Consider the following 26,240-nt stretch of genomic DNA (forward strand, 5'->3'; position numbering starts at 1 on the left):
GCCCCGGCTTTCATGGAGGCCGGTTAGTGTGAGTCAGGCCGGAATGGCTTGACTGCTCAGTTGCTCGTAATAGTTTGCCTCAGCTTCGGCCGGCGGTATATAGCCGAGCGGTTCCAGCAGGCGGTGTTTGTCAACGTAGTTGTCGCGTCATCTCACGCAACCTGCTTTGATTCTTCTGGCCGAATCCGTTCCGGATTCAACCAGACATGATCGTCCAGATTCCAGTTTCTGACACCCCGCGACCAGCGCTGCGGATGGCGGCTTCTGGCCTGTCGATACACTTGTTCGCGATGTTCCAGGATCGCTCCGGCTTGACCACCGTGGCGCTGTGCCGGCGTCACGAATTTCAGGCCGCTGTGCTTATGATCCTGGTTGTACCAGCGCACGAATTTCTGCGTCCATGCGCGTGCGTCCTCCAGCGTCTGGAACGGCTTACTTGGGTAATCCGGGCGATATTTGCAGGTTCTGAACAGCGACTCGGCGAACGCATTGTCGTTACTCACGCGGGGCCTGCTGAACGACGGTGCAACGCCTAACTGTTCCAACGTGGCCAGCATTGTCGAACCCTTCATTGCGCTGCCGTTGTCCGAGTGCAGAACCAGCGGCCGGCCCGCCAGGCCTTCGGCCAAGCTGGCCCGGCGCATCAGCCGCGCTGCCGACTCTGCCGATTCCGCCTCATGGACTTCGTGACCGACGATTTTCCGGCTGTAGATGTCGAGCACCATGTACCAGTAGTGGTACTTGCCCTTGATCGCGGCCGGCAGCCACGTGATATCCCAACTCCAAACCTGGTTCGGCGCCACGGCGCAATGGCTTGTGAGCACGCGAGCACTTGGCTTCTTTGCCTTGCCGCGATGCTGCTGCTGCGAAGCCGCCTTCAACACGCGGTAGAAACTCGATTCCGATGCCATATAAACGCCGCGATCGGCCAGCGTCGGTACGATCTGGCTTGGCGGCAGGCTGGCGAACTCCTCGCTGTTGGCGACAGCGAGAATCTCGGCCCGTTCGTCCTCACTGAGCTTGTGGGCAGGCTCTGGCCGCGCACTCGTCGGGCGGCTGTCGGCAGCTACAGCAGCGTCGCCGTCGCGCACCCACCGCTGAAACGTACGCAGGGTAATGCCGAGCTCCTGGCAAGCCGGTGACAACCGACTACCTGCTGCCTCTGCTTCGCGGATCAACGCAACACACGACAGGCGATCTGGGACGCTGATCAGTCTTCCTCTTTGTCCCCCCAGATCGCCTGGGCTTTTTTTCGCAGGATCAGCAGCGCTGCCGCCTCGGCCAAGGCCTTCTCCTTGCGCTGCAAGTCCCTCTCCAGCTGCTTGATGCGTTTCTTGTCTTCCTTCGATTGCGTCTGCTGACCGCGCACCTGCTGCGCCACGTTCACGTTAGCCGCCATGCACGCAGCCCGCCACGTGGCGATCTGCTCTGCGAAAAGCCCCTTGCGGCGGCAATACTCCGACAGCTCGCTTTCGTTCAGCGCTGCTGTTTCGAGCACCACCGCGAACTTGTCCTCCGAAGTCCATTCCTCAGCATTTTTCCCACTACCTGGCACCGGCGTTCCTTGATTACGAAGTTGACGGCGCCAAGTATAAAGCGTCTGCTCGGTGATCCCACTCTCACGGGCCAGTTCCGACACCACCCGGTTCTGGGGCGGCATCATCTGCCGTAGTAACGCTTCTTTTCGTTCTGCTGAATACTGCTTCACACGCTCTCTCTTGCCCGTCCCCGGTATGGCTTTACTTCATCAAGTGACGCGACAACTATTCTGACACCGGGGGCAAGTATTTGTCTAAATATGTGGCCACGGCACGCGACCTATACGTCACACCGCTATCTAAGGCAGAGTGGCGCCTCGAACGAGATGGGCAGTTGGTGTCTCTTTATCCTTCTATCGGCAACTGGAACTACGATTGCAAGTCTCATTACTACATCGAAGAGAATCGCGTCCGCTGGGTACAGAAGGTAAGTGCACACAAGATAAAGCGTGTGCAGCAACGGGTTGCCATCGACCTCCAGACAATGCCCGATCCGGGCAGATCTAGGCGCGATGGCTCGACTTCAACAACGAGTCGTTCCAACGAAAAGAAGTTGGACCCGGCTACTAACAACGGACCAATAGGTATTACGGACACTGTTCGGCGTATTTTAGTGAAGCTGAAGAAGTTCTTCACCGGCTAAATTGCGAAAAAAGGGCGACTTGACCAGTCGCCCTTTTTCTTTGAACCGTGAAGCTAGCCATCCAGTGTAGTCAGATGGCTATCTTTTTTGTTTTGTGGTGATCTTTTTTATTTTGTGGCGCACCTTCTTAGTGCGCCACATCTGGGGTCAGACTTACTTCAACCGCTTTATTCCACCGTCACCGACTTCGCCAGATTGCGTGGCTTGTCCACGTCAGTCCCACGCGCCAGCGCCGTGTGATACGCCAGCAGCTGCAGCGCGCACACGTGCAGGATCGGCGACAGCTCGCCATAGTGTTCCGGCAGACGAATCACGTGCAGGCCTTCGCCCGAGGTGATGCGTGAATCGACGTCGGCAAACACATACAGTTGGCCGCCGCGGGCGCGCACTTCCTGCATGTTCGACTTCAGCTTTTCCAGCAGCGCATCGTTCGGGGCGATGGTGACGACCGGCATTTCTTCGGTCACCAGGGCCAGCGGGCCGTGCTTCAATTCGCCAGCCGGATAGGCTTCAGCGTGGATGTACGAAATTTCCTTCAGTTTCAGCGCACCTTCCAGGGCGATCGGGTAGTGCATGCCGCGGCCCAGGAACAGGGCGTTTTCCTTGCGGGCGAATTCCTCGGCCCAGGCGATGATTTGCGGCTCCAGCGCCAGCACGGCGGCGATTGCGACCGGCAGGTGGCGCATTTGCTTCAGGTGCGCGGCTTCTTCTTCGTCGCTCAAGCGGCCATTGACTTGCGCCAGGGTCAGCGTGAGCAGGAACAGGGCGGCCAGCTGGGTGGTAAATGCCTTGGTCGAGGCGACGCCGACTTCGACGCCGGCGCGGGTGATGTAGGCCAGTTCGCATTCGCGCACCATGGCGCTGGTCGAGACGTTGCAGATGGTCAGCGTGTGCGGCATGCCCAGGCTGCGTGCGTGTTTCAGCGCGGCCAGGGTGTCGGCCGTTTCGCCGGACTGGGTAATCGTTACGACCAGGGTTTTCGGGTGCGGGACGCTATCGCGGTAACGGTATTCGCTGGCGATTTCAACGTTGACCGGCAGCTTGGCAATGCTCTCGATCCAGTATTTCGCGGTGAGGCCGGCGTAATAACTGGTGCCGCAGGCCAGGATCAGCACGCGGTCGATGTCCTTGAAGATTTTGTAGGCGTTGTCGCCGAACAGTTCCGGCATGATGCCGGTGACGCCCTCGAGGGTGTCGCCGATGACGCGCGGCTGTTCGAAGATTTCCTTCTGCATGTAGTGGCGGTACGGACCAAGCTCGGCCGCGCCGGTGTGGGCGTGCACGGTTTTGACTTCACGCTCGACCGGCTTGCCGTCGACGTCGACGATCCAGTAACGCGACAGTTGCAGGTCGACGACATCGCCTTCTTCCAGATAGATGATCTGGTTCGTGGTGCCGGCCAGCGCCATGGCGTCCGAGGCGACAAAGTTTTCACCTTCGCCCACGCCCAGGATCAGCGGCGAGCCCTGGCGGGCGGCGACGACGCGGTGCGGTTCTTCGCGCGAGAAGACGGCGATCGCATAGGCGCCGTGCAGGCGTTTCACGGCTTGCTGGACGGTGTCGAACAGGTCGCCGTTGTACATGTGGTCGACCAGGTGGGCGATGACTTCGGTGTCGGTCTGGCTGGTGAAGACGTAGCCGAGGCCGGTCAGTTCAGCGCGCAGTTCATCGTGGTTTTCGATGATGCCGTTGTGCACCAGTGCGATGCGCGCGCTGTCTTCGTTCGGCGAGAAGTGCGGGTGGGCATTGTGCGAGGCCGGGGCGCCGTGGGTGGCCCAGCGGGTGTGGGCGATGCCGGTGAAACCTTGCAGGCCGCTGCCGGCGATTTGCGTTTCCAGGTCGGCCACGCGCGAAGTGCTGCGCGAACGGGCCAGGCGGCCTTCGACGTGCAGCGCAACGCCGCAGGAATCGTAGCCACGGTATTCGAGGCGCTTCAGACCCTCGATCAGGATAGGGGTGATGTTACGTTGAGCAACTGCGCCGACAATACCGCACATGAACTTACCTCGTTATAAAAAATTAGCAATGAAGCGTATCCTATGGCAACAGCCATGAAATATGCGTACAGAATCCACCTATTTTTGTTATAAAATTTCACGACGCAACACAAATGAAATATTCTTTCATTTATGACTAAATAGTTATCGGAAATTTCATGACACTTGACCCCAACACGCTCGACGAGCTTGATCGTCGCATCCTGAATGTCCTGCAAACTGACGCATCGCAGACGAATGCCGAGCTGGCGGAGCACGTTCATGTGTCACCACCGACTTGTCTGCGCCGCGTCAAGCAGTTAACAGAGAACGGTGTTATCTCACGGCAAGTAGCAATTGTCGACCCCGACAAGGTCGGCGCGCGCCTGACTGCCATTGTCGAGATCACGCTCGACGTCCAGGCGGCCGAGCGGATGGCGCAGTTCGAAAAACTGGCCGCCAATGAAAACGCGGTAATGCAGTGCTATCGCGTCGCGCCGGGTCCGGATTTCGTCCTGATCATCCAGGTGGCCGACATGCCGGCCTACCACGCGCTGGCGCACCGCCTGTTTGCCACCCATGCTAATGTGCGCAACGTAAAAGCCTATTTTTCGACGTTCCGGAGTAAATTCGACACCCGCATCGCCGTATAAATGGTTGTGGATAAGCCTGTGAAATAACAAGGGGTATCCCGTGCATAAGCCAGTGGATACCCCTGTGAATTGGCGGTGAATAGCCCGTGTAAAACCGGTGGATTACTTCGGCTTTTTCACTGGACGGCTCCAGCCCTCGATGGTCATTTGCTTGGCCCGCGAAATGGTCAGCTTGCCTGCCGGCGCATCCTTGGTCAACGTGGTACCGGCGCCGAGCGTCGCACCCTTGCCGACGGTGACCGGCGCCACCAGCTGGCTGTCGCTGCCGATAAAGGCGTCATCCTCGATCACCGTGCGGAATTTATTCGCGCCGTCGTAATTACACGTGATGGTGCCGGCGCCGATGTTTACACGCGAGCCGATGGTGGCGTCGCCCACATAAGCCAGGTGGTTCGCCTTGCTGTGCGCAGCGACCTGGCTGTTCTTGATTTCCACGAAGTTACCGATATGGACGTCTTCACCCAGTTCGGTACCCGGGCGCAGGCGCGCATATGGGCCGATCTGCGATTTAGGACCGACCGTTGCCTGTTCGATGTGGCAGAAGGGTTTGATCTGGGCGCCGGCGCCGATGTGAGCGTTCACCAGCACGCAATGCGGCCCCACCGTCACGCCATCGGCCAATTCCACCCGACCCTCGAACACGCAGCCGACGTCGATCGTGACGTCGCGCCCGCAAATGAGGTCGCCGCGCACGTCGATGCGGCTTGGGTCCATCAGGGTCACGCCTTTTTCCAGCAGCGCGTTGGCGATATTCAGTTGGTGGCGGCGCTCGAGTTCGGCCAGCTGCACCTTGCTGTTCACGCCGGCCACTTCCCATTCGCCCGCAGGCGAGGCGGACACGACTTCCACCCCATCGGCCACGGCTTGCGCGACGATATCGGTGAGGTAGTACTCGCCCTGCGCGTTGTTATTCGACAGCGCCGCCAGCCAGCGCTTCAAATGACGCGTCGGCACCACCAGGATGCCGCTGTTGATTTCGCGAATCGCGCGTTCGGTCTCGCTCGCATCCTTTTCTTCGACGATGCGCACGATGCGGCCATCTTCTCGCACGATGCGGCCCAGGCCAAAGGGATTGGCCTGCTCGACGGTAAGAATGCCGAGCTTGTCGCTAGCGGCAGCCTCCACCAGGCGGCGCAGCGAGTCGGACGTCGTCAGCGGCACGTCGCCGTACAGCACCAGCGTCGGCACGGTTTCGTCCAGCTGCGGCACGGCCTGCATCACGGCGTGGCCGGTGCCCAACTGCGGCTGTTGCAGCGCGGTATCGATCGGCGCTTCGCCGGATGTTGCCAGTTTTGCCACCATCTCCGGCACCGCTGCGCCGCCGTGTCCGTAAATCACGCATAATTTGCTCGGCCGCAGCAGGCGGGCGGTATCGATCACATGCTGCAAAAGCGGCTTCCCAGCCAGCGGATGCAACACTTTAGGCAGCGCGGACTGCATGCGCTTTCCCATGCCGGCGGCAAGGATGACAACGTTCATAAGCCGTATTCAATAAGAGTTAATAAGATGAAAAAGTTTATCACGCATGACACCGTATTCCAGCGCACGCGTGCGTTGTTCTTGATTGTATTGCTCGCTTTAACCGCCGCCTGCAGCACGATCCGCTTCAGTTACAACCATGGCGACACCTTACTGTACTGGTGGCTCGACGCCTATGTCGATTTTGAAGGCGAACAGGCCGACGGCGTCAAACGCGACATTGGCGAACTGTTTCAATGGCACCGCAAAACCCAGCTCGACGACTATGCGGCCCTGCTCGGCACCTTCCAGAGTCAGCTGGCCGGCAATCCGACCCAGGCCGACCTGCTGGCCGATTACCGCGCCATACGCAGCCACACCGAAATCCTGGCCATGAAGGCCGTGCCCGACATGGTCGACCTGGCCCGTTCGCTCACGCCCGACCAGATCGAGCAGATGGAAGAGCGGTTCAAGAAGAAAAACGACGAATACCGCCGCAAATTCGTCAGTGGCAGCGTCGAAAAACGCAACGACGCCCGCTTCGACAAATCGATGGACCAATTCAAGCTCTGGTTCGGCGGTTTCAGCGACGAGCAGGAAAAGGTCTTGCGCCGCGCTTCCGACGCCCGTCCCCTGGACAGCGCCACCTGGCTGGAAGAACGCATGCTGCGCCAACGTAAAATCCTCACCCTGGCGCGCAAGATTCAGCAAGAAAAGCCGAGCAAGGAACAAACGAGTGCCATGATCACCTCGATGCTGCGCGAATTCTTCGCCCGCATGGACGCGCCCGACCGCAAAGGCTTTTATGACAGCTATACCAATGCGACGATCAATTACATCCTGACGGCGATCCGGATTGCGACGCCGGCCCAGAAAGCGCATGCCCATAAACGCATCCAGGGCTGGATCAATGAGTTGAATGTGCTGGCGAAGGAAGCGAAATAGGGAAATGCAAGCTCTGTTATAGTGCGCGCCATGCAAAAAAAGCCAGCGAATAAACCCCAGGGCCAGCACGGGCGTCCGCGCCTGGCGCCGCAACAGGTCCGCATCATCGGCGGTGAATGGAAACGCCGCCTGCTGCCGGTGCTCGATGCCCAGGGCCTGCGCCCGACGCCCGACCGCGTGCGCGAAACCGTGTTTAACTGGATCCGCCACCAGGTCGGCGGCGACTGGGAGCAGGTCGATTGCCTCGATTTGTTCGCCGGCAGCGGCGCGCTTGGCTTCGAGGCGGCCAGCCGCGGCGCGCGCTCGGTCACCATGCTCGATTCCTATGCACCGGTCGCGCGCCAGCTGCAGGAAAACAAGGATTTGCTTAAGGCCGAGAACGTCACCGTCCTGCGTGGCGACGCGTTGACGATGGCACGCGACCTGGCCTTGCGCGGCCAGCGCTATGACGTGATCTTCCTCGATCCACCTTACCAGCAGGATTTCATTGGCAAAGCATTGCCGCTGTGCGTCGACTTGCTCAAGCAAGACGGCATGGTCTATGCGGAAGCGGAATACGCGCTGCCGCAGGGGGAGGATGCCCCGGACTGGTTATTGCCGTGGGAGCAAGTGCGGGCCGACAAAGCCGGCATGGTCTTCTATCACCTGCTGAAGTTGCACGACAACTTGCACGAAAACAAGGCTTAAACGCCCTATGTTTGCCCAATTGTCGGGCAAAACGGGCCCCGCGCTGGGGCAACTGCTGGATTTTCAGGCATAATGCGCGTTCAACACAGGTGTTCAACCCTCCAGGGAGCCGCAATGGTAGTAGCCGTTTATCCAGGTACCTTCGACCCGCTCACCCGCGGCCATGAAGATCTGGTCCGCCGTGCATCCGGTCTGTTCGATACGCTCGTCGTCGGTGTCGCGGACAGCAAGAACAAGAAACCGTTCTTCTCGCTCGAGGAGCGCCTGGAGATCGCCAACGAGGTGCTGGGCCATTACCCGAACGTGAAGGTCGAGAGTTTTTCCGGCCTCCTGAAAGATTTCGTGCGCAAACATGATGCGCGCGTCATCGTGCGCGGCCTGCGCGCCGTGTCCGACTTCGAGTACGAGTTCCAGATGGCCGGCATGAACCGCTATTTGCTGCCGGACGTCGAGACCTTGTTCCTGACCCCGTCCGACCAGTACCAGTTCATCTCCGGCACCATCGTGCGCGAAATCGCGATGCTCGGCGGCGACGTGTCGAAATTCGTTTTCCCATCGGTGGACCGCTGGCTGCAAAGCAAAATTGCATCCATGACCCCGCCGCAAGCCTGACCTGGCATTGAGATTCAAGTAGCACCATGGCCTTACTGATTACCGACGAATGCATCAATTGCGACGTGTGCGAGCCCGAGTGCCCGAACGACGCCATTTCGATGGGCGAAGAGATTTATGTGATCGATCCGCATAAATGCACGGAATGCGTCGGCCATTTCGACGAACCGACTTGCCAGGTGCTGTGCCCGGTCGCCTGTATTCCGTTCGACCCGGCCTGGCGCGAAACGCGCGAAGAACTGCTGGCCAAGTACGAACGCCTGACGGCCGATAAAAACGCCGCCTGAACGCCGGAGCGCGTGCGCGACGGCGGTTTGTACTGCCTGCTATGCTCGGCCCATGGCCAATCCACGCTCCCCATCCTCACAAGAAGCACTGCCGTCCACAATCGACGAGAATATCGGCACCATTGCCGAATACTGCGAACGGCACGAGCAACGCGCCACGCCGGCCCAGAAACTCGTCGAAAGAATCAGTTTCTTCCTCGGTAGTCCCGGCTATTTTGCGGCGAATGCGGTGTTCATCGTCTGCTGGATCGCCTGGAACTCCCTTGCCCCGGTCTTTGACCTGACGCAACCGGACGAGCCGCCTTTCTTCTGGCTGCAGGGTTTCGTTTCCCTGAACGCCTTCATCATTTCCACGACCGTGCTGATCCGGCAAAACCGGATGTCGAAGCTGGCCGAACGAAATGCCCATCTCGACTTGCAGATCAGCCTGCTGTCCGACGAAAAGACCAGCAAGATCATCGCCATGCTCGAAGACATACGGCGCGAATCCCCGAATCTCGCCAACAAGCACGACGCCCAGGCCGACGAACTGGCCAAGCCGGCCGACACCACGTCCGTCCTCGAAGCGATCGACCGCCAGACCAAATAATTTCCCGTTGTATTGTGCTCTTGCAGCATTGAAATAGTCCGTACATCTTGATTTTCGACAAGATTTCGGTGCTATATTGATATTGCTGTTTTAGCACGATCATACTTTTTTCGAAAGAACGGGGAGTGCGGTGAATATCAATAACTTGCGCATCGGCCAGCGGCTGGCCATTGGTTTTGGGGTGGTCATTTCCTTGCTGGTCATACTGGCTGGCCTGTCGTATACCCGCCTTGCCAGCCTGAACGATGAAATGGGGGCGCTGATCCACCTGCGCTACGCCAATACGGTCAGCGCGAATGCGATCAAAGCCGACGTCAACGAAGCCACGCGCGGCATGCTCAGCGTGCTGGTGATGACCGATCCCGACCAGGTGCGCAAGGAACTCGACAACGCCACGCAAAAAAGCGGCAATGCCAGCGCCGCCGTCGCCAATCTGGCGCGCAGCGCCAGCGACCCCGAGGGCGTGAAAATTCTCGCCAGCCTGGCCACGATCCAGAATAAATTCCTGCCGGCCCAGGCGGCATTCACCAAACTCGTGCTGGAAGACCGCAAGGACGAGGCGATGGTGAAATTCATGTTCTCGCTGCGGCCGCAGCAAGCAAAATATTTTGAACAGCTCGACAAATTCATCGCCTATCAAAACGCCGCCATGACCGCCGCCGGCGACGCCGCCGCCGCCGTGACCCGGCGCACCCAACTGCTGGTCTTGGCCCTGGCCGCGGTGGCCGCCTGCATTTCGCTGGGCGTGGCCTGGCTGGCAACGCGCAGCATCGTGCGGCCGCTGCGCCACGTCGTGAAAATCGCGCGCCGCGTGGCCGATGGCGACTTGACCAGCGAGATCCGGGTCGACACGCAGGATGAAACCGGGCAGATGATGCACGCCCTGCGCCACATGAACGACAGCCTGCAGCGCATCGTCGCCGACGTGCGCGTCAGCACCGAAGCGATGGCGACCGCATCAAGCGAAATTGCCAGCGGCAATATCGACCTGTCCTCGCGTACCGAGCAGCAAGCCGCTTCCCTCGGCGACACGGCCGAGTCGATGCGCGAACTGACCGGTACCGTCCAGCAAAACGCCGACAATGCGCGCCAGGCAAATGCCCTGGCTGCGCAAGCCTCGACGGTGGCCGCGCGCGGCGGCGCCGTGGTGGCGCAAGTGGTCGACACCATGGGCTCGATCACGGCCTCCTCGCAACGCATCGTCGACATCATCGGCGTCATCGATTCGATCGCCTTCCAGACGAATATCCTGGCCTTGAATGCGGCGGTGGAAGCGGCGCGCGCCGGCGAGCAGGGGCGCGGTTTTGCGGTGGTTGCGGCCGAAGTGCGCAGCCTGGCCCAGCGCTCGGCGGCGGCGGCCAAGGAAATCAAGGTCTTAATTGGCGACTCGAGCGACAAGGTGCGCGCCGGCAGCGTCCTGGTCGAGCAGGCCGGGGCGACCATGCGCGAAGTGGTTGACAGCGTGCGCCGCGTCACCGACATCATGGCCGAGATCACGGCCGCCAGCGCCGAGCAAAGCGCGGGCATCGCCCAGGTCAGCCGGAACGTGGTCGACATGGACCAGACCACCCAGGAAAACGCCGCCCTGGTCGAGGAAGCGGCCGCGGCCGCAGCATCGATGCAGGAGCAGGCCGCGCAACTGGCGCGCGCGGTCAGCATTTTCAAATTGGCGACGCCAGCGGCCGGTCCCGCGCTGGCGCAGACAAACGCAGCACTTTTACCCGCACCAGCCGCACAGAACGGCTGAACGATCATTACCCTGGAGACAGCATGACCCTCATCAAACACACTACAACCACCCTGACGGCCGCCACCCTCGCCATGGCCTTCGCCTGCAGCGCCCAGGCCGCCATCGACGTCAACGGCATCAAGTTCGAAGACACGAACAAGGTCGGCGGCAAGGAATTGAAACTCAACGGCGCCGGCATGCGCACCAAGCTCGTCATCAAGGTATATGCGGCCGGGCTGTATTTGCCCGAAAAGAAGACGGCCGTGGCCGACATCCTTAAACTCGAAGGCCCGCGCCGCGTCACCCTGGTGATGGCGCGCGACCTCGCCGCCGAAGACCTCGGTAAAGCTTTTATGGACGGCATCAACGAGAATCTGGATAAAAGCGAAAAATCGAAGATCGTCGGCCAGATCGGCAAGTTCGGCGAAATGTTCGCGAACGTCGACGCCATCAAGAAGGGCGACGTGATGCACATGGACTGGATCCCGGGCACGGGCACCGTCTGCGAACTGAACGGCAAGCGCATCGGCGAGCCGGTGGCGGACGTGAATTTTTATAATGCCGTGCTGCGCATCTGGCTGGGCGACAAGCCGGTCGACCGCTCGCTGAAACCGGCCCTGCTGGGCGACGCACGCTAAAAAGCGCGTCGATAAATAAAATGAAAAACGCGGCGCCGGGTGAACTGACCCCCAAAAGTTGGACACAACTTTTGGGGGTTTTTCATGACGAAATACGATGAGCAACTCAAGCTCAAAGTCGTCCGCGAGTATCTGCACGGGACGATGGGGTATCAGCGGCTGGCCGAGTTGCACGATGTCCCACGCAAGAGCCTGGAGACTTGGGTGAAGCTGTACCGCGCCCATGGGGCTGATGGGCTGAAGAAGAAGTTCAGCCATTACAGTGCACAGTTCCGACTTGAAGTGATACAGCGCATGCGGGCCGATGAGCTTTCTAATGCGGAGGCTGCTGCGTTATTCAATATTCGCAGCGCTGGATGCATCGGACGATGGAAGCGCTGTTATGATGCGGGCGGTCTAGAAACGCTGACGCCGCGCAAGCGCGGCCGTTCAAAGAAAATGCCTCAAGTGCCGGATACAAAAACAGAAGCGCTGCCTGATGCAGCTGGCCGTACCCATGAAGAGTTGGTCGCTGAGGTGAACCAGCTGCGCATGGAGGTAGCTTACCTAAAAAAGTTGAGAGCCTTGGTTCAAGCGCAGCAACAGCAGCGGACGACAACGCGCAAAAAGCGCAAGTAGTCATTGAACTGAGGCGACACTTCCCTCTTGCCGGCCTGCTGAAGCTGGCTGGTTTGGCGCGCAGCACCTTCTACTATCAACAGAAAATAGCTCAGACGGGCGATAAGTACGAAGCCTTGAAAACGCAGATCGGTACGCTCTTCGCCCGCCACAAAGGGCGCTATGGCTACCGGCGCGTGACGGCAGCCATTCGACAGCTTGGTACGAAGGTCAATCACAAGACGGTGCAAAGCCTGATGGGTAAGCTCGGCCTGAAGTCACTGGTTCGACCCAAGAAATACCGCTCGTACAAAGGAGAAGTGGGCAGTGCTGCGCCAAATGTTCTGCAAAGGCGCTTCGAGGCCACGTGCATCAATCAGAAATGGGTGACTGACGTCACCGAGTTCAATGTGGCCGGCGAAAAATTGTATTTGTCCCCGGTCATGGATTTGTACAACGGCGAGATCATCGCTTTCGAGACCGCCAAGCGGCCTGAATTTAGCCTGGTAGGCAGCATGCTCAAAAAGGCGCTGAAAAAGCTCAACCCGGGAGACCAGCCGATCTTGCATTCGGACCAAGGGTGGCAGTATCGAATGTCGGCCTACCAACGGGCCTTAAGGCAGAAGAGCGTCGAGCAGAGCATGTCACGCAAGGGGAACTGCCTGGACAACGCCGCCATGGAAAGCTTCTTTGCCGTGCTGAAGTCGGAGTTTTTCTACCTGAACAAATTCAGCAGCGTCGACGAACTGCAAACCGGTCTCAAGAACTACATCCGCTACTACAATTACGACCGCATCAAGATGAAGCTAAAAGGGCTGAGTCCTGTTCAATACAGAACCCAGCCCTTTGCAGCTGACTAGATTTAACCGTCCAACTTTATGGGGTCAGTTCACAGGTAACCGGGCGCCGCGTTTTTTTTATGGCGGGTGGGGCAGGCGCAGACTCAGGCGGCGCGCGGCGTGTTCTTTGCAATGCGGCGTGGGCGCACGGTCAACACCAGGGCGCGCACCAGGCCCGAGAGCAGGGGCCAGAAAAACAGCACGAGGCCGGCGAGCAGCACCAATACCAGCGCGCCAATCGCGAGGTCCGCGATCGGCAGCAGTGGGATAAACGTAAAAGCTTCGGCTAGCGGCATGATTTTTAGATGAGACGACGATATTTTTACTAACTATAGTGCGCCGCAACATATAAATCCAATTCCGTTTTCTGATGAGCCTTATATTGATCGTGAATGAAATGGAGTACACTTTGATGCAGACCAACATCGTTACCGAGACACTGCCATGAGCTTCCTGACGCTGGACCTGAACCTGCTGCGCGTGTTCGACGCAGTCATGACCGAGCAAAATCTGACGCGCGCTGCCGGCCATTTGGCCATGACCCAGCCGGCCGTCTCGAACGCCATCAAACGCCTGCGCGAAAGTCTGGGCGACGAACTCCTGATCCGCACCGCCTATGGCGTAAAACCGACGCCGCGCGCCGAAGCGCTGTGGCCCGCCGTGCGCGCCGCGCTGCAATCGCTGGAAGCGGCCGTGATGCCGGAAACTTTCGACGTTTCAAAGGCGCAGGCAACCTTCCGCATGGCCATGGCCGACGCCACCGCCGCCTACTGGCTGCCATCCTTAATGCGCTCGATCGAAAGCGAAGCGCCGGGCGTGAACATCCGCATGGTGCCGCTGACCACGCGCGAACCGCGGCCGATGCTGCTGCGCGGCGACATCGATCTGGCCGTCGGCTTCTTCCCTGGCGTGGCGGCGCAATTGTCCTACGAAACCGGCTCCCCGATCCGCCACGAGCGCCTGTATTCCGGCCAGTACGTGTGCGTGATGCGCAAGAGCCACCCGCTGGCCGGCCAGAAGCTCGACATCGACACCTATTGCAAGGCAAACCATTTATTGGTGAGCTTCTCGGGCCGCGCCCACGGTTTGGTCGATGAAGCGCTGGCGCAAATCGGACGCGAACGCCGCATTTTACTTACCGTGAACCAGTTCTTTACGGCGGGACGGGTGGTGGCGAATTCCGATTTGATCACGGTGCTGCCGAAGCATTTGATGAGTTCGACGGGAATGACCGATTCGCTGGTCTGGCGCGAACTGCCCTTCGCCCTGCCGGCGGTGCACCTGGACATGCTCTGGCACGAGCGCGACGGCCGCAGCCCGGCGCACCGCTGGCTGCGCAATAATCTGGAGACGACGGCGGCGATCGCGACGGCGCCGAAGGGCGAACGCGCCGCGGCGTGAGATTAATTCTTGTTCGATCCTGTGGCGGTTCAGGATGAGAGAACTGATGCGTAGGTCGTAGGGTGGGCGGGTCTCCCGCCCACGCGTTCAACGATCGTTGGGATTAACGAGCGCTTCGATCTTGCATATGACGCTTGAACGCGTGGGCGGTGAACCCTGTTTGGCCGTGACACATGGGTAACACTTGTCGGGAGACATAGGTGACACTATTTTGGCCATGTTACCCGAACTTGGTCGTGTCAATTTCATGCAATTCGGTGCCGCAGAAATAGACCTTGTAGACGCCATCGATATCGGTCGCCCGCAGCGCAATTTCATGTCCTATGAGCCCTTCGCCGATGAAGCACTCGTGCTTCTTGAGCATGACGTGGCCGTTTCCTCTCACTTTCAAAACTCGGTCTCCGATAGGTATTCCACTGGCGGAAGTACGGCAGGGAACTCCCTGCCACTGCGACGGTAGCGGTCCATGGGCGTAGCGTGACCCAGGGCCTGATGTGGACGAAGGTGGTTGTAAATCGCGCGCCAATCGTCGAACGCCGCCTGGCAGTCGGCAATCGATGGGAAACCGTGGCGGGTAATGACTTCGAGTTTCAATGTCCGATGAAACCGTTCATCTTTGCCTTGCGTTTGCGGGTGATAGGGACGGCTATGGCCGACGCGGATACCCAACCGAATTAACCAAGCTTCAAGCGTTGATATTCCCATGCCACGCGGCAGCCCCCAGGGTGGACCGTTGTCGGCTGTAATCCGGTCTGGTAACCCATAGCGCTCAAACGTGGCGGTCAGCGCAGCCTTGACGGTGCTGGTCTGCTCGTTGCTGCAGGCTGCCAAACACAGGTTGAATCTGGAGTGATCGTCCAGCACAGTCAAAGGATGACACCGTCCTGCCCGACTGTCACTCAAGGCGAAGTGACCTTTGAAGTCCATCTGCCAAAGCATGTTTGGCTCGGCGTGCTCGAAGCGCTTTGTAGCGGCATCTGGGCCTTTTATGCTGCCATGTATTTGTCGGCCGTGACGCCGCAAAATGGCATCGATCGTGCTGGGATGGGGCAAGCTGGCTTCCTTTGGAAGCAGTGCATGCAGTTTTCGGCTACCCCAACAGTCATACTGATCATGCAATCGCAGGACGCTCGCCTCAAGCTCGTCACTGGAGCGAGCAGGCGAAGAATGCGGGCGGCGCGATCGATCTGCCAGTCCCGCTTCCCCTTCCGCAACAAAGCGCTTGAGCCACTTGTAGCCCGTCTTCCGGCTGACCTTGTAAGCCGCGCAGATGGCTTGAACGTTTGCGCCCGGAGCGCTCGCAAGCCGGACAAACTCCAGTCGCATTGACATGGTAGAGGACTCCTTCCAAGGCATCGCACGCTCCCAGTTCTTGAGGTGCAATAATCATAAAAGAAGTGTTACCCATGTCTCCCGACAAGTGTTACCTATGTCCCCCGGCCAAACAAACCCGCCCACCCTACGTCCCCTGCATCGTTTTTCGGCCGGAGTGGGCCAACATTGCGCCTTGATTACCGAATCGGCAACTTCGTCGTATTCTTGACCTCTTCCATCACCGCATAGGTATGCGTCTCGCGCACACCCTTCTGCAATAAGGTCTTGCCCAAAAATTCGCGGTAGGCCGCCATGTCCTTGACGCGCGCCTTGACCAGGTAGTCGAAGCCACCGGCTACCATGTGGCATTCCAGCACTTCCGGAATCAGCTGCACGCTCTGTTTAAACGCATCGAACACTTCCGGCGTGGTGCGGTCGAGCACGACCTCGATGAAGACCAGCAGCGACACGTCCAGCAGCTGCGGGTTCAACTGGGCCGTATAGCCCATGATGTAGCCGGACTCGTGCAGTTTGCGGACGCGCTCGAGGCAGGCTGCCGGCGACAGGTTCACCCGGGTGGCGAGCTCGACGTTGCTGATGCGGCCGTCGTTTTGCAACTCGGCGAGAATTTTTTTTGAAATCTTGTCCAGCATGCCCGTCTCCCAGACGTAAATATTATTTGGTCGAATTCTCGCACCAAAAACTATCTATTGCTAGTGCCCGTTAAAAACAGAATTAATCCAGAAGAAATCCTTTTACAATCAAACGATTGAAGCATGGTCCAAAACGCGCGCCGGCTGTCACACAGACCGGCGCGTTTTGCTGTGCCGCATTCCCTATCCTCTTCTCTTCAGTAAAGACTCGCCATGCAGATCGCCGCCACTCCGGCCACCACCTTTGTCCCCTTCGACGCTTTTCAATCGGAAATCAAACCGGCGCAGTCACCCTTGCGCTCCGCCATCACCGCGGCCTACCGGCGCGACGAAGTCGAGGCTGTGCAATGGCTGCTGGCCCAGGGCGCACGCCCCAGCGCGGACGCGAAACCGCTGGCGCACCGCCTGGTGTCCGCCGTGCGCGCAAAACGCACGCGCGCCTCGGGCGTCGACGCCCTGATGCATGAGTTTTCCCTGTCGTCGGAAGAGGGCGTCGCCCTGATGTGCCTGGCCGAAGCGCTGCTGCGCATTCCCGACAGCGCCACCGCCGACCGCCTGATCGCCGACAAGATCAGCCGCGGCGACTGGCGCAGCCACCTGGGCGAATCGCCTTCGCTGTTCGTGAACGCCGCCACCTGGGGTTTGTTGATCACCGGTAAACTCGTCTCGAGCAACAGCGAGCGCGGTCTCGGTTCGGCCATGACGCGCCTGATCGCCAAGGGCGGCGAGCCGCTGATCCGCAAAGGGGTCGACCTGGCCATGCGCATGCTGGGCAACCAGTTCGTCACCGGCCAGACCATCGACGAAGCCCTGAAAAACAGCCAGCCCAACGAAGCGCGCGGTTATCAGTATTCCTACGACATGCTGGGCGAAGCGGCGCTGACGGAACACGACGCGCAAAGCTATTACGCCTCCTACGAAAAAGCTATTCACGCGATCGGCAAGGCCTCGAACGGACGCGGCATCAAGAACGGCCCGGGCATTTCCATCAAACTGTCGGCCCTGCACCCGCGCTACAGCCGCGCCCAGGCAAGCCGCGTGATGAGCGAACTGCTGCCGCGCGTGCGCAGCCTGGTGTTGCTGGCCAAGCAGTACGACATCGGCATCAACATCGATGCGGAAGAAGCCGACCGCCTGGAAATCTCGCTCGACATGCTCGAAGCGCTGGCGTTTGACAAGGACCTGGCCGGCTTCGAAGGCATCGGCCTGGTGGTGCAGGGTTATCAGAAACGCTGCCCCTTCGTGATCGATTACGTGGTCGACCTGGCCAAGCGCAGCAGCCGCAAGTTCATGGTGCGGTTAGTAAAAGGCGCGTATTGGGATGCGGAGATCAAGCGCGCGCAAGTGGACGGCATGCCCGGCTTCCCGGTCTACACGCGCAAGGTGTACACGGACGTGTCCTACCTCACCTGCGCCGAAAAACTGCTGGCTGCGACCGACGTCATCTACGCCCAGTTCGCGACCCACAACGCGCACACTTTATCGGTGATTTATACCTGGGCCAAAGAGCGCGGCATCGAGAACTATGAATTCCAGTGCCTGCACGGCATGGGCGAGACGCTGTACGACCAGGTGGTGGGTAAAGAAAATCTGGGCAAGCCCTGCCGCATCTACGCGCCGGTCGGTTCGCACGAAACCCTGCTCGCCTACCTGGTGCGCCGCCTGCTGGAAAACGGCGCGAATTCGTCCTTCGTGAACCAGATCGTCGACGAAAAAGTGGCGATCGACACCCTCTTGAACGACCCCTTCGAGATCGCCCGCGCCAGCGGCGGCGCACCGCACACGGGCATCGCCCTGCCGCGCGCGCTGTTCGGCCTCGAGCGCAAGAATTCGGCCGGCATCGATCTCACCAATGAAGATGCGCTGCGCACGCTGGGGTCGGAACTGGCGCGCCAGCGCACGTTCAACGCGGCGCCGCTGATCGCCGGAACCGTGGAAGGCGCCGACACGCTGGCCATCCAGAATCCCGCCCAGCACGCCGATGTGGTCGGCCAGGTGCGGGAAGCGTCGAAAACCGACGTCGAAACCGCACTGGGCGCCGCCACCGCCTTCGCCGGCGAATGGAACGCCAGCGCCAACCTCCATCGCGCCGCCATCCTCGACCGCGTCGCCGACCTGTTCGAAGACAATTGCGCCGAGCTGATGGCCCTGGCCGTGCGCGAAGCCGGCAAATCCTTGCCGAACGCGATCGCCGAGATCCGCGAAGCCGTCGATTTTTTACGCTACTACGGCGCGCAAGTCAAAGACGCCCCGGCGGCACAGGCGCTGGGTCCGGTCACGTGCATCAGCCCGTGGAACTTCCCGCTGGCCATCTTCACCGGCCAGGTCGCCGCAGCCCTGGCTGCCGGCAACGTCGTGCTGGCGAAACCGGCCGAGCAGACGCCGCTGATCGCGCACCGCGCCGTCGAGCTGTTCTATGAAGCCGGCATCCCGCGTGCGGCCCTGCAATTGCTGCCGGGCCGCGGTGAAGTCGTCGGCGCCGCGCTTACCAGCGACGTGCGTGTAAAGGGCGTGATCTTTACGGGTTCGACGGAGGTTGCGCAATTGATCAACCGCACGCTGGCGAAACGCGGCGAAATCGAAGGCATCGATATTCCCCTGGTCGCCGAGACCGGCGGCCAGAACGCGCTGATCGTCGATTCTTCGGCGCTGCCCGAGCAGGTGGTGCAGGACGTGTTGAGTTCGGCTTTTGATAGCGCCGGCCAGCGCTGCTCGGCCCTGCGCGTCTTGTTCCTGCAGGAAGATATTGCCGATAAAACGATCCGCATGCTGAAAGGCGCGCTGGGAGAATTGCGCGTCGGCAGCCCGGACCGCCTGGCAACCGACATCGGTCCCGTGATCGATGCCGAAGCCCAGCGCAACCTGTTGAATCACATCGAGCGCATGCGCGCGACCGCAAAACAGCATTTCGCACTCGAACTGCCGGCCTCGGTGACGTCGCAAGGCACTTTTGTCCCGCCGACCGTGCTGGAAATCGGTTCGCTGGCAGAGCTGAAACAGGAAGTCTTCGGCCCGGTGCTGCACATCGTGCGCTATCGCCGGGCCGACCTGGCCAAGGTAGTCGAGGCGATCAATGCCACCGGTTATGGGCTGACCCTGGGCGTGCATTCGCGCATCGATGAAACCATCGATTTCATCACTGGCCGCGCCCACGTCGGCAATATCTACGTGAACCGCAATATCGTCGGCGCCGTCGTCGGCGTGCAGCCGTTTGGCGGCGAAGGCAAGTCGGGTACCGGTCCGAAGGCGGGCGGTCCGCTTTACATCAAGCGCCTGCAAAAAAATGCGGCGCCGCTGCTCGCGCACGCAAATCCTGCCTATGCGGCGCTGTCCGAACTGCTGGTCTGGGCGCGCAACAACGGCCATACGGATATTGTCAGCCTGGCCGAAAACTATGCCCGCACCCAGCTGAACGGCACCACGATCGCCTTGCCGGGCCCAACCGGCGAAAAGAACAGCCTGGCGTTTGTTCCGCGCGGCGTCGTGCTGTGCGCAGCGTCATCCCTGAAGAGCATGCTCAACCAGCTGGCCGCGGCGCTGGCGACCGGCAACCGCGCCTTCGTGCTGGCTACTTCGCAGGCGCTCGTGCCGGAAGACCTGCCGCCGGAAGTCAAGGACCGCATCCGCTTCATTGGCGAAGCGGAAGTGAAGGAGTGCGAATTCGGGATCGCGCTGGTCGAAGCCGGCTTGAAAGGCAGCCTGCGTTCGCAGCTGGCGGCGCGAAGCGGCGCCATCGTCGGGATTGTCGGTACCGATGCCACCTCGCCGGTCGCCCTGTGGCGCCTGGTGGCGGAACGGGCAGTGTGCGTCAACACGACCGCGGCTGGCGGCAACGCAAGCCTGATGACGCTGGGGCTGTAATCATGTAGAACTTTTAGCAGTTCAATTGGAGGAAGACATGTTAGTTGGCGTTCCAAAAGAGATCAAAAACCATGAGTACCGGGTCGGCCTGACCCCGCCTTCCGTGCACGAGCTGGTCGCACGGGGGCATCAAGTGATTGTCCAGAAGGACGCCGGCTTGGAGATCGGCCTGTCGGACGACCAGTACGTGACGGCCGGCGCCACCATCGTCGACACGGCGCAAGAAATTTTTGCCCGTGCCGAGATGATCGTCAAAGTAAAAGAACCGCAGCCGGGCGAATGCGCGATGCTGCGCGAAGGCCAGATCCTGTACACCTATCTGCACCTGGCGCCGGACCCGGAGCAGACGGCGGCCTTGGTCAAATCGAAGGCGGTCTGCATTGCCTACGAAACGATCACCGGCCAGGGCGGCGGCTTGCCGCTGCTCGCGCCGATGAGCGAGGTGGCGGGGCGCATGTCGATCCAGGCAGGTGCCGCGCACCTGGAAAAGTCGAAGGGCGGCATGGGTTTATTGCTCGGCGGCGTGCCGGGCGTGGCGCCGGGCCACATCGTCATCATCGGCGCCGGCGTGGTCGGCACCAACGCTTTACAGATGGCGGTCGGCACCGGCGCCCGGGTCACGGTGCTGGATAAAAACATCGAACGCCTGCGCCAGCTGGATCTGGTTTACGGAAATCGCATCGCCACCGTGTATTCGACCGCGCACGCGATCGAAGAAGCGGTGCTGGCGGCCGACCTCGTGATCGGCGGCGTGCTGGTGCCGGGTGCGGCAGCGCCCAAGCTGGTCACGCGCGGCATGATCGCGAAGATGAAGAAGGGGGCAGTCGTGGTCGACGTGGCGATCGACCAGGGCGGCTGTTTCGAAACCTCGCGCGCCACCACCCATGCCATCCCGACCTTCATTGTCGATGGCGTCGTGCATTACTGCGTGGCGAACATGCCGGGCGCCGTGGCCCGCACCTCTACCTTTGCGCTGAACAACGCGACCATCGGGCATGCGCTGGCCCTGGCGACTAAAGGCTGGCGCCGCGCCTTGCTCGACGACTTTCATTTGCGCCAGGGCCTGAATGTCTGCCTGGGCCAGGTGACTTATCAAGCCGTGGCCCAGACGTTGGGCTACGACTACGTGCCGGCCGATTCCCTGCTGGCTTGACCTTCCATTAGCGCCTCGTCCTGCAGGCAAAAGCGCCGGACGATGTGATACGCATATTGCGCGGCCACCGATTTTACGAAACGTAAAAAATCAGTGGCCGCGTTTTCATTGGCGTTATCGGAAATCGTGCGGATCACGGCGCAGGGCACGCCCAATTCGTGACACACCTGGGCCACCGCCGCCCCTTCCATTTCGACCGCCACCAGGCCGGGTAAAGCCGCATTCAAGCCATTGATGTGGGCGCGGTCATTCACGAACTGGTCGCCGCTGGCAATCAGCCCGCGGTGGATGCGCGGCTGGCGCAAACCAAACACCGTTTTTTCGCTTGGGTCGATCGCCGTTTCGAAATCGCTGTCCAGGAAAGCATAGGCCGCGTCGACCAGGCGCGCCGCCAGCCGGTGGTCGGCCGGGAAGTGGGTCAGGCCCGTCAAGGGCACTTCGAAACGCGGAAACAGGGGACTGGCATCCATGTCGTGCTGGACCAGCGATTCGGCCACCACGATGTCGCCGACCTGGATCGTTTTGTCGCCGGCACCGGCGACACCCGTAAACAGGATGTGGGTAACTCCGAACTTCTCCACAAGCGTGGTGGTCGTCACCGCAGCGGCGACCTTGCCTATTCGCGACAGGACGCACACAGCGTCGATTTCCCACAGCTGTCCGACCCAGTACTCTCGTTGACCATGGATGAGCTTGTAGGGGCTCTGCATGGCCTCCACGAGCCCCTGCTGTTCTTCCGCCAGTGCGCTGATGATCCCGAGACGCATATTTTGAGTAATTTAGAGGTGTTAAAGGGCCAGGAATGCCTTGCCAAACGGGTTGAAGAGGCCCAGAACCGGCTTGTCCCCGCTTTTCCCGCTGTTCTCTGTTTACAGTAATAAAGGTATGTATACAGATTGGTAGTGATAGTAAACGACGCTTTTTCTGTGGATAAGATCGGTTTACTCCACAAGATCAGCGGTTTACGGCATCACAAACGAACTGGACAAGGATTGTATCGAGCTTGCACGGATGGTGGAGAATAAACGGCTTGTCTTCAGTAAACGATGTTCTGCACAAGGGGTCCTGTGGATATGCAGTGGCTTGTCCACAGCCGAGCTAGCCGTTAACCGATTTTTTGCCGGCCAGTTCGCTTTTTCGAGAATCGGAACCGTCGCGCACCGTAGGGTGGGCTCTCGAGCCAGTGTTTTAAAGGTCAGCTAACGAACCCAGCCTTGAGGACACGCGCTGTCGATACATGGCGGCGCTTTTCAGCGGCCGTCACGGTGGATTTGCCCTTCGGTTTTTTGGGGCTCCATGGGTTCTTGCGCAGCGACTTGATTCTGGCGTTCGCTGCGATTTCCAGTAGGAGGCGGCTTAGCTGCGGGGCGTCGATGGCGTCATAGGGCGTCCATGCGGCGGCGGTGGTCACCATCATCATGCCGGGGTAAGTGCTCTTCACTTCAAAGGAGACATAAAACGCTGACAGCGCAATGCCACTCTTATATAAATCATGCGCTGCCGAGACCGCGGCGTGCAGCATGGAGAGAACGTTATAGGCCATGATCGCCACGCCGAAAGCCAGTAAGGCTGCGCGGGGATGGCCAAGCGTTTTGACTTCACTGTGCAAAATGGATTCAAGACGCTGGAACATCGACTCGATTTTCCAGCGCTGCCGATAGAGACGCGCTATTGCACCTGCCGTCTGTTCTTCCTTGGGTAAATTCGTCAGGATCCGGATGATCTTCTCGCCACTGCCGGTCGCCCCATCCAAGTGCAGTTCAATGCGCCGTAGCGTTAGCGTACGTCCTGCTTCGTCTACGAACTCGACCGCTTGCTCGTACACGGCTCCTGTTTCAATCTGCTCTTGATAAGACGTCTCTCCGAGCGCAGTCGGATTGGGCGTGCTGCCGTGCTCACGCACGATGAAATTGCAACCGCGGCGATCCCATTCACCCAGGATAGGTCGGGTGCTGAAAGCGCGGTCCGCGATCCATAACTCGCCAGGCTCTGCTCGCTCCAGCAATGACGACATCACGGCCCGCTCCTGCGTATAAGCGTCTTCGCACGGCTCAATATCGATCACCATTTCCAGGTCGGGATCGTAGACCACCAAGGAGTGGCCCGGCAGAGATGCACCACCAAAGCCACGCAATGGCTTGAGCCGCTTATCGGTCGCTGGCAAATGACTGCCATCGACGATCCGCAGGCGGTAGCCCGGCACCATGGGCGGCTTGTCCTTGATTATCGGCGCCAGCACGTTGCCAAGACGGGCCGCGCTTTCAGTGACCAATGCGCGGACCAGGTGCGGGTCGGTATGGTTGACCTTGTCGTAGAGTGCTTGTATCGACACCGGCAACCCTGGGCATTCCTTGGCCGCAGCATGCAACGAGGCCCGCACTCCAAGCGCCACCAACGACATCAGTTCTACTGTTGTGGAGAACAACAGCTCTCTTTCATGCTGTGTCCCACGCTTGCGCTTGAATAAGTCATTGAGCCAGGCCGGCTCCAACGCATGTTGCAGCGCCAGTCGTGCCATCACGGTCACTGGGCTGCCCTTGGCGCAATGCTCTATTAACTCGTTCATCAACATGGCACATTCCTCCCGTACCCCTTGGATGCCATCGACCGATAATAGTGCCACGCTATTGCAGCTGCGCTACAGAAACTGACCTTTAAAACACTGGCTCTCGAGCCCACCCGGTCTCACCAGCCGAAACCCGGCGAACTTCATCTCTGCTACCAAGTTCGTCGGTCAACAAAGTCGAGCAATCAGCAAACGGCTCTTCACCTCCATCTTCCGCACTCCGTTTTCCTGCCAAACCATTCACCAGCCGAAAGTCTGCAGCGTCTCCCTGGTCATCAACGCATGCGTCCCGTTTTTTTTACAGCATTTGCCAAGCGCACGACTTTCTTCCTCAGCACCCTGCGCGAGCCGGGTTTTTCACAGAACGCGTTCTCCATCTATTTATTTAAAAGGGTTGTATACAAAATAGTAGTAGTAGTTAACGCCGCCGTTTTCTGTGGACAAGTCCGATTTTCTCCACAAGCTCAAGGGTTTACGTGCTTTTCGATGTGCTGGACAAGCGCTGTATCGCGCTTGCACCGAAGGTGTACAGATTTCAGGCACTGCCGAATTTCCCCGGCTTCTGCACATTCGCTCCTGTGGATATGCATGGGTTTGTCCACACCCTGTTTCCCAGCTGGCTAGCCTGCTTTCACACCGAACCTGGCTGGCAAGCAAAAAAAAAGCCGATCAACCTGCCTGATGCCGGATCCGAGGCTTGTCGCCCACAAGCGCGTCCAGGACGAAAAAAAAAATTTCTGCACCCTGCAGCTTTCCCTCTTCAGGTTTACAACCAAGATAGGTATACAAGAATAGTAGTAGTGTTAACAACAGCCCTTTTCTGTGGATAAGCCTGTTAACAGATGAGAAATCATCGGCTTACACGCGGTATAAGCCTGTGATGGCGGCTGTATCGCTGCCGTGACAAATCTGGACAAGATTCTGCGGCAGCGTCAAAGCCGCGTTTTTGCACAATCCATCCCTGTGGATATCAAGAAGCTTATCCACAGATGAGCCACTGGCGCGAAGTTTACGATCTGGTAAGCTTGCCTCGGTGAATTGAAAACCGAACCGAATTGAGGAGGCGACATGGGAATCGACGGCTTGTTCCAGATACCGGTCATCCAGGGCCCGATGGCGGGCGGCTCTTGCACGCCAGAACTCGTAGCCGCCGTGTCGAATGCGGGCGCCCTGGGCAGCCTGCCGTGTTCGCTCCTCAGTCCGCAGACGATCGAAGAGCAGGTGGCGCGCATCCGCAGCCTGACGACGCAGCCGTTCATGCTCAATTTTTTCGTGCTGGGTAAGCCTGCCCCCAGCGAGGCCGAGGTCGCCAAGGGTGTCGAACTGCTGCGCCCGGTCTGGGAAAGCCTGGGCTGGGACAGCCTGCCGCTGCCCGCCAAATGGTGCGAGGATTTCGAGGCCCAGTTCGAAACCCTGATCCGGCTGCGTCCGCCGGTCGTCAGTTTTACTTTCGGCATCCTGGAGGCGGTGCAGGTCGAACGCCTGCATGGCGCCGGTATCCGCGTGATCGGCACCGTCACCACGGTGGCTGAAGCGCTGGCCTGGCAAGCGATCGGCGCCGATGCGGTCGTCGCGTCCGGCGTCGAGGCGGGCGGCCACCGCGGCACGTTTATCGGATGCCAGGAAGACGCGACGATGACGGCCGCCGAACTCTGGCCGGCGGTGGTGGCGGCCGTCGGCATTCCCGTGATTGCGGCCGGCGGCATCATGACCGGCGCCGACATCAAGGCGGCGCTGGCGCTGGGCGCGCGTGCCGTGCAGATGGGCACGGCCTTCCTCGTCACCGAGGAAGCGGCGATCCACCCGGCCTACAAGGCGCGCATCCTGAGCGGGGAAGGGCGCACGCGCTTGACGCGCAGTTTTTCCGGGCGCTATGCACGCGGCATCGAAAACCGATTCATGCGCCAGATGGAAGCGGTCGAGCCGCAAGTGCCGCCCTATCCGATTCAGAATGCGCTGACCGGCAGCATCCGCGCCGCGGCAGCCAAGACAGGCGATACCGAATTGATGTCGATGTGGGCTGGCGCCGGCTTTGCCCGTGCCCGGCCGATGGCGGCCGGAAAGTTGATCGAATTACTCGCATCCGAATTGCAGACCTGAG

General features: G+C 59.9%; 21 protein-coding genes and 1 pseudogene. 14 read left to right on the forward strand and 8 right to left on the reverse strand.

Annotation, left to right across the window (positions count from 1 at the left end; translation table 11 throughout):
• Positions 1–152: 152 nt before the first annotated feature.
• Positions 153–1,708, reverse strand: a protein-coding gene (locus NMB41_RS25030) for an IS3 family transposase (protein ID WP_494380432.1) whose coding sequence is annotated in 2 segments (ribosomal slippage) — positions 153–1,246 and positions 1,246–1,708 — 1,557 coding nt in all. Because the reading frame shifts where the segments join, the coding sequence is not laid out codon by codon here.
• Positions 1,709–1,875: 167 nt separating this feature from the next.
• On the opposite strand from NMB41_RS25030, the gene NMB41_RS25035 reads away from it, so the two are divergent.
• Positions 1,876–2,181 (forward strand): ubiquitination-like system serine protease family protein, encoded by a 306-nt coding sequence (locus NMB41_RS25035; protein ID WP_494382905.1) that lies wholly within the window; start codon positions 1,876–1,878, stop codon positions 2,179–2,181.
• A 167-nt stretch (positions 2,182–2,348) separates the two neighbouring features.
• On the opposite strand, the gene glmS is transcribed toward NMB41_RS25035, so the two are convergent.
• Positions 2,349–4,178, reverse strand: a complete 1,830-nt coding sequence (gene glmS, locus NMB41_RS25040) for a glutamine--fructose-6-phosphate transaminase (isomerizing) (RefSeq protein WP_494380433.1) — start codon at positions 4,176–4,178, stop codon at positions 2,349–2,351.
• 158 nt (positions 4,179–4,336) lie between these two features.
• Here glmS and NMB41_RS25045 point away from each other — a divergent pair, with 158 nt between their 5' ends.
• A complete protein-coding gene (locus NMB41_RS25045) occupies positions 4,337–4,810 on the forward strand; it encodes an Lrp/AsnC family transcriptional regulator (RefSeq protein ID WP_494380434.1) in 474 nt (157 codons plus the stop codon).
• A gap of 102 nt (positions 4,811–4,912) precedes the next feature.
• Here NMB41_RS25045 and glmU read toward each other — a convergent pair whose 3' ends face one another.
• Positions 4,913–6,289: a bifunctional UDP-N-acetylglucosamine diphosphorylase/glucosamine-1-phosphate N-acetyltransferase GlmU gene (gene glmU, locus NMB41_RS25050; protein ID WP_494380435.1), complete on the reverse strand. Its 1,377-nt coding sequence runs from the start codon at positions 6,287–6,289 to the stop codon at positions 4,913–4,915.
• A gap of 27 nt (positions 6,290–6,316) precedes the next feature.
• On the opposite strand from glmU, the gene NMB41_RS25055 reads away from it, so the two are divergent.
• The 8 genes from NMB41_RS25055 (at position 6,317) to NMB41_RS25090 (ending at position 13,212) form a co-directional block, all read left to right on the forward strand.
• On the forward strand, positions 6,317–7,213 hold the full coding sequence (locus NMB41_RS25055; RefSeq protein WP_494380436.1) for a DUF6279 family lipoprotein: 897 nt from the start codon (positions 6,317–6,319) through the stop codon (positions 7,211–7,213).
• Positions 7,214–7,243: 30 nt separating this feature from the next.
• Positions 7,244–7,900, forward strand: coding sequence for a 16S rRNA (guanine(966)-N(2))-methyltransferase RsmD (gene rsmD, locus NMB41_RS25060; RefSeq protein ID WP_494380437.1), 657 nt, complete (start codon positions 7,244–7,246; stop codon positions 7,898–7,900).
• 114 nt (positions 7,901–8,014) lie between these two features.
• A complete protein-coding gene (coaD, locus tag NMB41_RS25065) occupies positions 8,015–8,512 on the forward strand; it encodes a pantetheine-phosphate adenylyltransferase (RefSeq protein ID WP_494380438.1) in 498 nt (165 codons plus the stop codon).
• Positions 8,513–8,538: 26 nt separating this feature from the next.
• On the forward strand, positions 8,539–8,799 hold the full coding sequence (locus NMB41_RS25070; RefSeq protein WP_494380439.1) for a YfhL family 4Fe-4S dicluster ferredoxin: 261 nt from the start codon (positions 8,539–8,541) through the stop codon (positions 8,797–8,799).
• Positions 8,800–8,851: 52 nt separating this feature from the next.
• Positions 8,852–9,388, forward strand: a complete 537-nt coding sequence (locus NMB41_RS25075) for a DUF1003 domain-containing protein (protein WP_494380440.1) — start codon at positions 8,852–8,854, stop codon at positions 9,386–9,388.
• Between the two features lie 130 nt (positions 9,389–9,518).
• Positions 9,519–11,135, forward strand: coding sequence for a methyl-accepting chemotaxis protein (locus NMB41_RS25080; protein WP_494380441.1), 1,617 nt, complete (start codon positions 9,519–9,521; stop codon positions 11,133–11,135).
• Positions 11,136–11,158: 23 nt separating this feature from the next.
• The gene (locus NMB41_RS25085) at positions 11,159–11,755 is read left to right on the forward strand and encodes a chalcone isomerase family protein (RefSeq protein WP_494380442.1); all 597 of its coding nucleotides are present in this window, start codon (positions 11,159–11,161) and stop codon (positions 11,753–11,755) included.
• An 84-nt stretch (positions 11,756–11,839) separates the two neighbouring features.
• A protein-coding gene (locus NMB41_RS25090; RefSeq protein WP_494378262.1) for an IS3 family transposase occupies positions 11,840–13,212 on the forward strand; the annotation gives its coding sequence in 2 pieces (ribosomal slippage) (positions 11,840–12,314 and positions 12,314–13,212; 1,374 coding nt in all).
• A gap of 83 nt (positions 13,213–13,295) precedes the next feature.
• Here NMB41_RS25090 and NMB41_RS25095 read toward each other — a convergent pair.
• Positions 13,296–13,487: a hypothetical protein gene (locus tag NMB41_RS25095; protein WP_494380443.1), complete on the reverse strand. Its 192-nt coding sequence runs from the start codon at positions 13,485–13,487 to the stop codon at positions 13,296–13,298.
• A 148-nt stretch (positions 13,488–13,635) separates the two neighbouring features.
• On the opposite strand from NMB41_RS25095, the gene NMB41_RS25100 reads away from it, so the two are divergent.
• Positions 13,636–14,592, forward strand: coding sequence for a LysR family transcriptional regulator (locus tag NMB41_RS25100; protein WP_494380444.1), 957 nt, complete (start codon positions 13,636–13,638; stop codon positions 14,590–14,592).
• A 220-nt stretch (positions 14,593–14,812) separates the two neighbouring features.
• Here NMB41_RS25100 and NMB41_RS25105 read toward each other — a convergent pair.
• Positions 14,813–15,948, reverse strand: a pseudogene (locus tag NMB41_RS25105) (IS481 family transposase).
• Between the two features lie 155 nt (positions 15,949–16,103).
• Complete coding sequence (locus NMB41_RS25110; RefSeq protein ID WP_056340766.1) at positions 16,104–16,559, reverse strand: Lrp/AsnC ligand binding domain-containing protein; 456 nt, start codon at positions 16,557–16,559, stop codon at positions 16,104–16,106.
• Positions 16,560–16,772: 213 nt separating this feature from the next.
• Between NMB41_RS25110 and putA the strand changes: the two genes are divergently transcribed.
• Entirely contained in the window at positions 16,773–20,420 is a 3,648-nt protein-coding gene (gene putA / locus NMB41_RS25115) for a trifunctional transcriptional regulator/proline dehydrogenase/L-glutamate gamma-semialdehyde dehydrogenase (protein ID WP_494380445.1), read from the forward strand.
• 37 nt (positions 20,421–20,457) lie between these two features.
• Positions 20,458–21,573: an alanine dehydrogenase gene (gene ald / locus NMB41_RS25120; protein WP_494380446.1), complete on the forward strand. Its 1,116-nt coding sequence runs from the start codon at positions 20,458–20,460 to the stop codon at positions 21,571–21,573.
• On the opposite strand, the gene NMB41_RS25125 is transcribed toward ald, so the two are convergent.
• Positions 21,543–22,340, reverse strand: a complete 798-nt coding sequence (locus NMB41_RS25125; RefSeq protein WP_494380447.1) for a 5'-methylthioadenosine/adenosylhomocysteine nucleosidase — start codon at positions 22,338–22,340, stop codon at positions 21,543–21,545. The two genes, ald and NMB41_RS25125, sit on opposite strands and share 31 nt — an antisense overlap.
• A gap of 428 nt (positions 22,341–22,768) precedes the next feature.
• Entirely contained in the window at positions 22,769–24,091 is a 1,323-nt protein-coding gene (locus tag NMB41_RS25130; RefSeq protein WP_494382889.1) for an IS4 family transposase, read from the reverse strand.
• A gap of 1,116 nt (positions 24,092–25,207) precedes the next feature.
• On the opposite strand from NMB41_RS25130, the gene NMB41_RS25135 reads away from it, so the two are divergent.
• Positions 25,208–26,239: an NAD(P)H-dependent flavin oxidoreductase gene (locus NMB41_RS25135; protein WP_494380448.1), complete on the forward strand. Its 1,032-nt coding sequence runs from the start codon at positions 25,208–25,210 to the stop codon at positions 26,237–26,239.
• Position 26,240: the final 1 nt, after the last annotated feature.

It is taken from the genome of Massilia sp. FBCC-B171 (assembly GCF_059134155.1).

Bases quoted from the DNA above. Each gene is read 5' to 3' on its own strand.
- glmS (WP_494380433.1), bottom strand. From the start codon at position 4,178: ATGTGCGGTATTGTCGGCGCAGTTGCTCAACGTAACATCACCCCTATC.
- NMB41_RS25045 (WP_494380434.1), top strand. From the start codon at position 4,337: ATGACACTTGACCCCAACACGCTCGACGAGCTTGATCGTCGCATCCTG.
- glmU (WP_494380435.1), bottom strand. From the start codon at position 6,289: ATGAACGTTGTCATCCTTGCCGCCGGCATGGGAAAGCGCATGCAGTCC.
- NMB41_RS25055 (WP_494380436.1), top strand. From the start codon at position 6,317: ATGAAAAAGTTTATCACGCATGACACCGTATTCCAGCGCACGCGTGCG.
- rsmD (WP_494380437.1), top strand. From the start codon at position 7,244: ATGCAAAAAAAGCCAGCGAATAAACCCCAGGGCCAGCACGGGCGTCCG.
- coaD (WP_494380438.1), top strand. From the start codon at position 8,015: ATGGTAGTAGCCGTTTATCCAGGTACCTTCGACCCGCTCACCCGCGGC.
- NMB41_RS25070 (WP_494380439.1), top strand. From the start codon at position 8,539: ATGGCCTTACTGATTACCGACGAATGCATCAATTGCGACGTGTGCGAG.
- NMB41_RS25075 (WP_494380440.1), top strand. From the start codon at position 8,852: ATGGCCAATCCACGCTCCCCATCCTCACAAGAAGCACTGCCGTCCACA.
- NMB41_RS25085 (WP_494380442.1), top strand. From the start codon at position 11,159: ATGACCCTCATCAAACACACTACAACCACCCTGACGGCCGCCACCCTC.
- NMB41_RS25095 (WP_494380443.1), bottom strand. From the start codon at position 13,487: ATGCCGCTAGCCGAAGCTTTTACGTTTATCCCACTGCTGCCGATCGCG.
- NMB41_RS25100 (WP_494380444.1), top strand. From the start codon at position 13,636: ATGAGCTTCCTGACGCTGGACCTGAACCTGCTGCGCGTGTTCGACGCA.
- NMB41_RS25110 (WP_056340766.1), bottom strand. From the start codon at position 16,559: ATGCTGGACAAGATTTCAAAAAAAATTCTCGCCGAGTTGCAAAACGAC.
- putA (WP_494380445.1), top strand. From the start codon at position 16,773: ATGCAGATCGCCGCCACTCCGGCCACCACCTTTGTCCCCTTCGACGCT.
- ald (WP_494380446.1), top strand. From the start codon at position 20,458: ATGTTAGTTGGCGTTCCAAAAGAGATCAAAAACCATGAGTACCGGGTC.
- NMB41_RS25125 (WP_494380447.1), bottom strand. From the start codon at position 22,340: ATGCGTCTCGGGATCATCAGCGCACTGGCGGAAGAACAGCAGGGGCTC.
- NMB41_RS25130 (WP_494382889.1), bottom strand. From the start codon at position 24,091: ATGGCACGACTGGCGCTGCAACATGCGTTGGAGCCGGCCTGGCTCAAT.
- NMB41_RS25135 (WP_494380448.1), top strand. From the start codon at position 25,208: ATGGGAATCGACGGCTTGTTCCAGATACCGGTCATCCAGGGCCCGATG.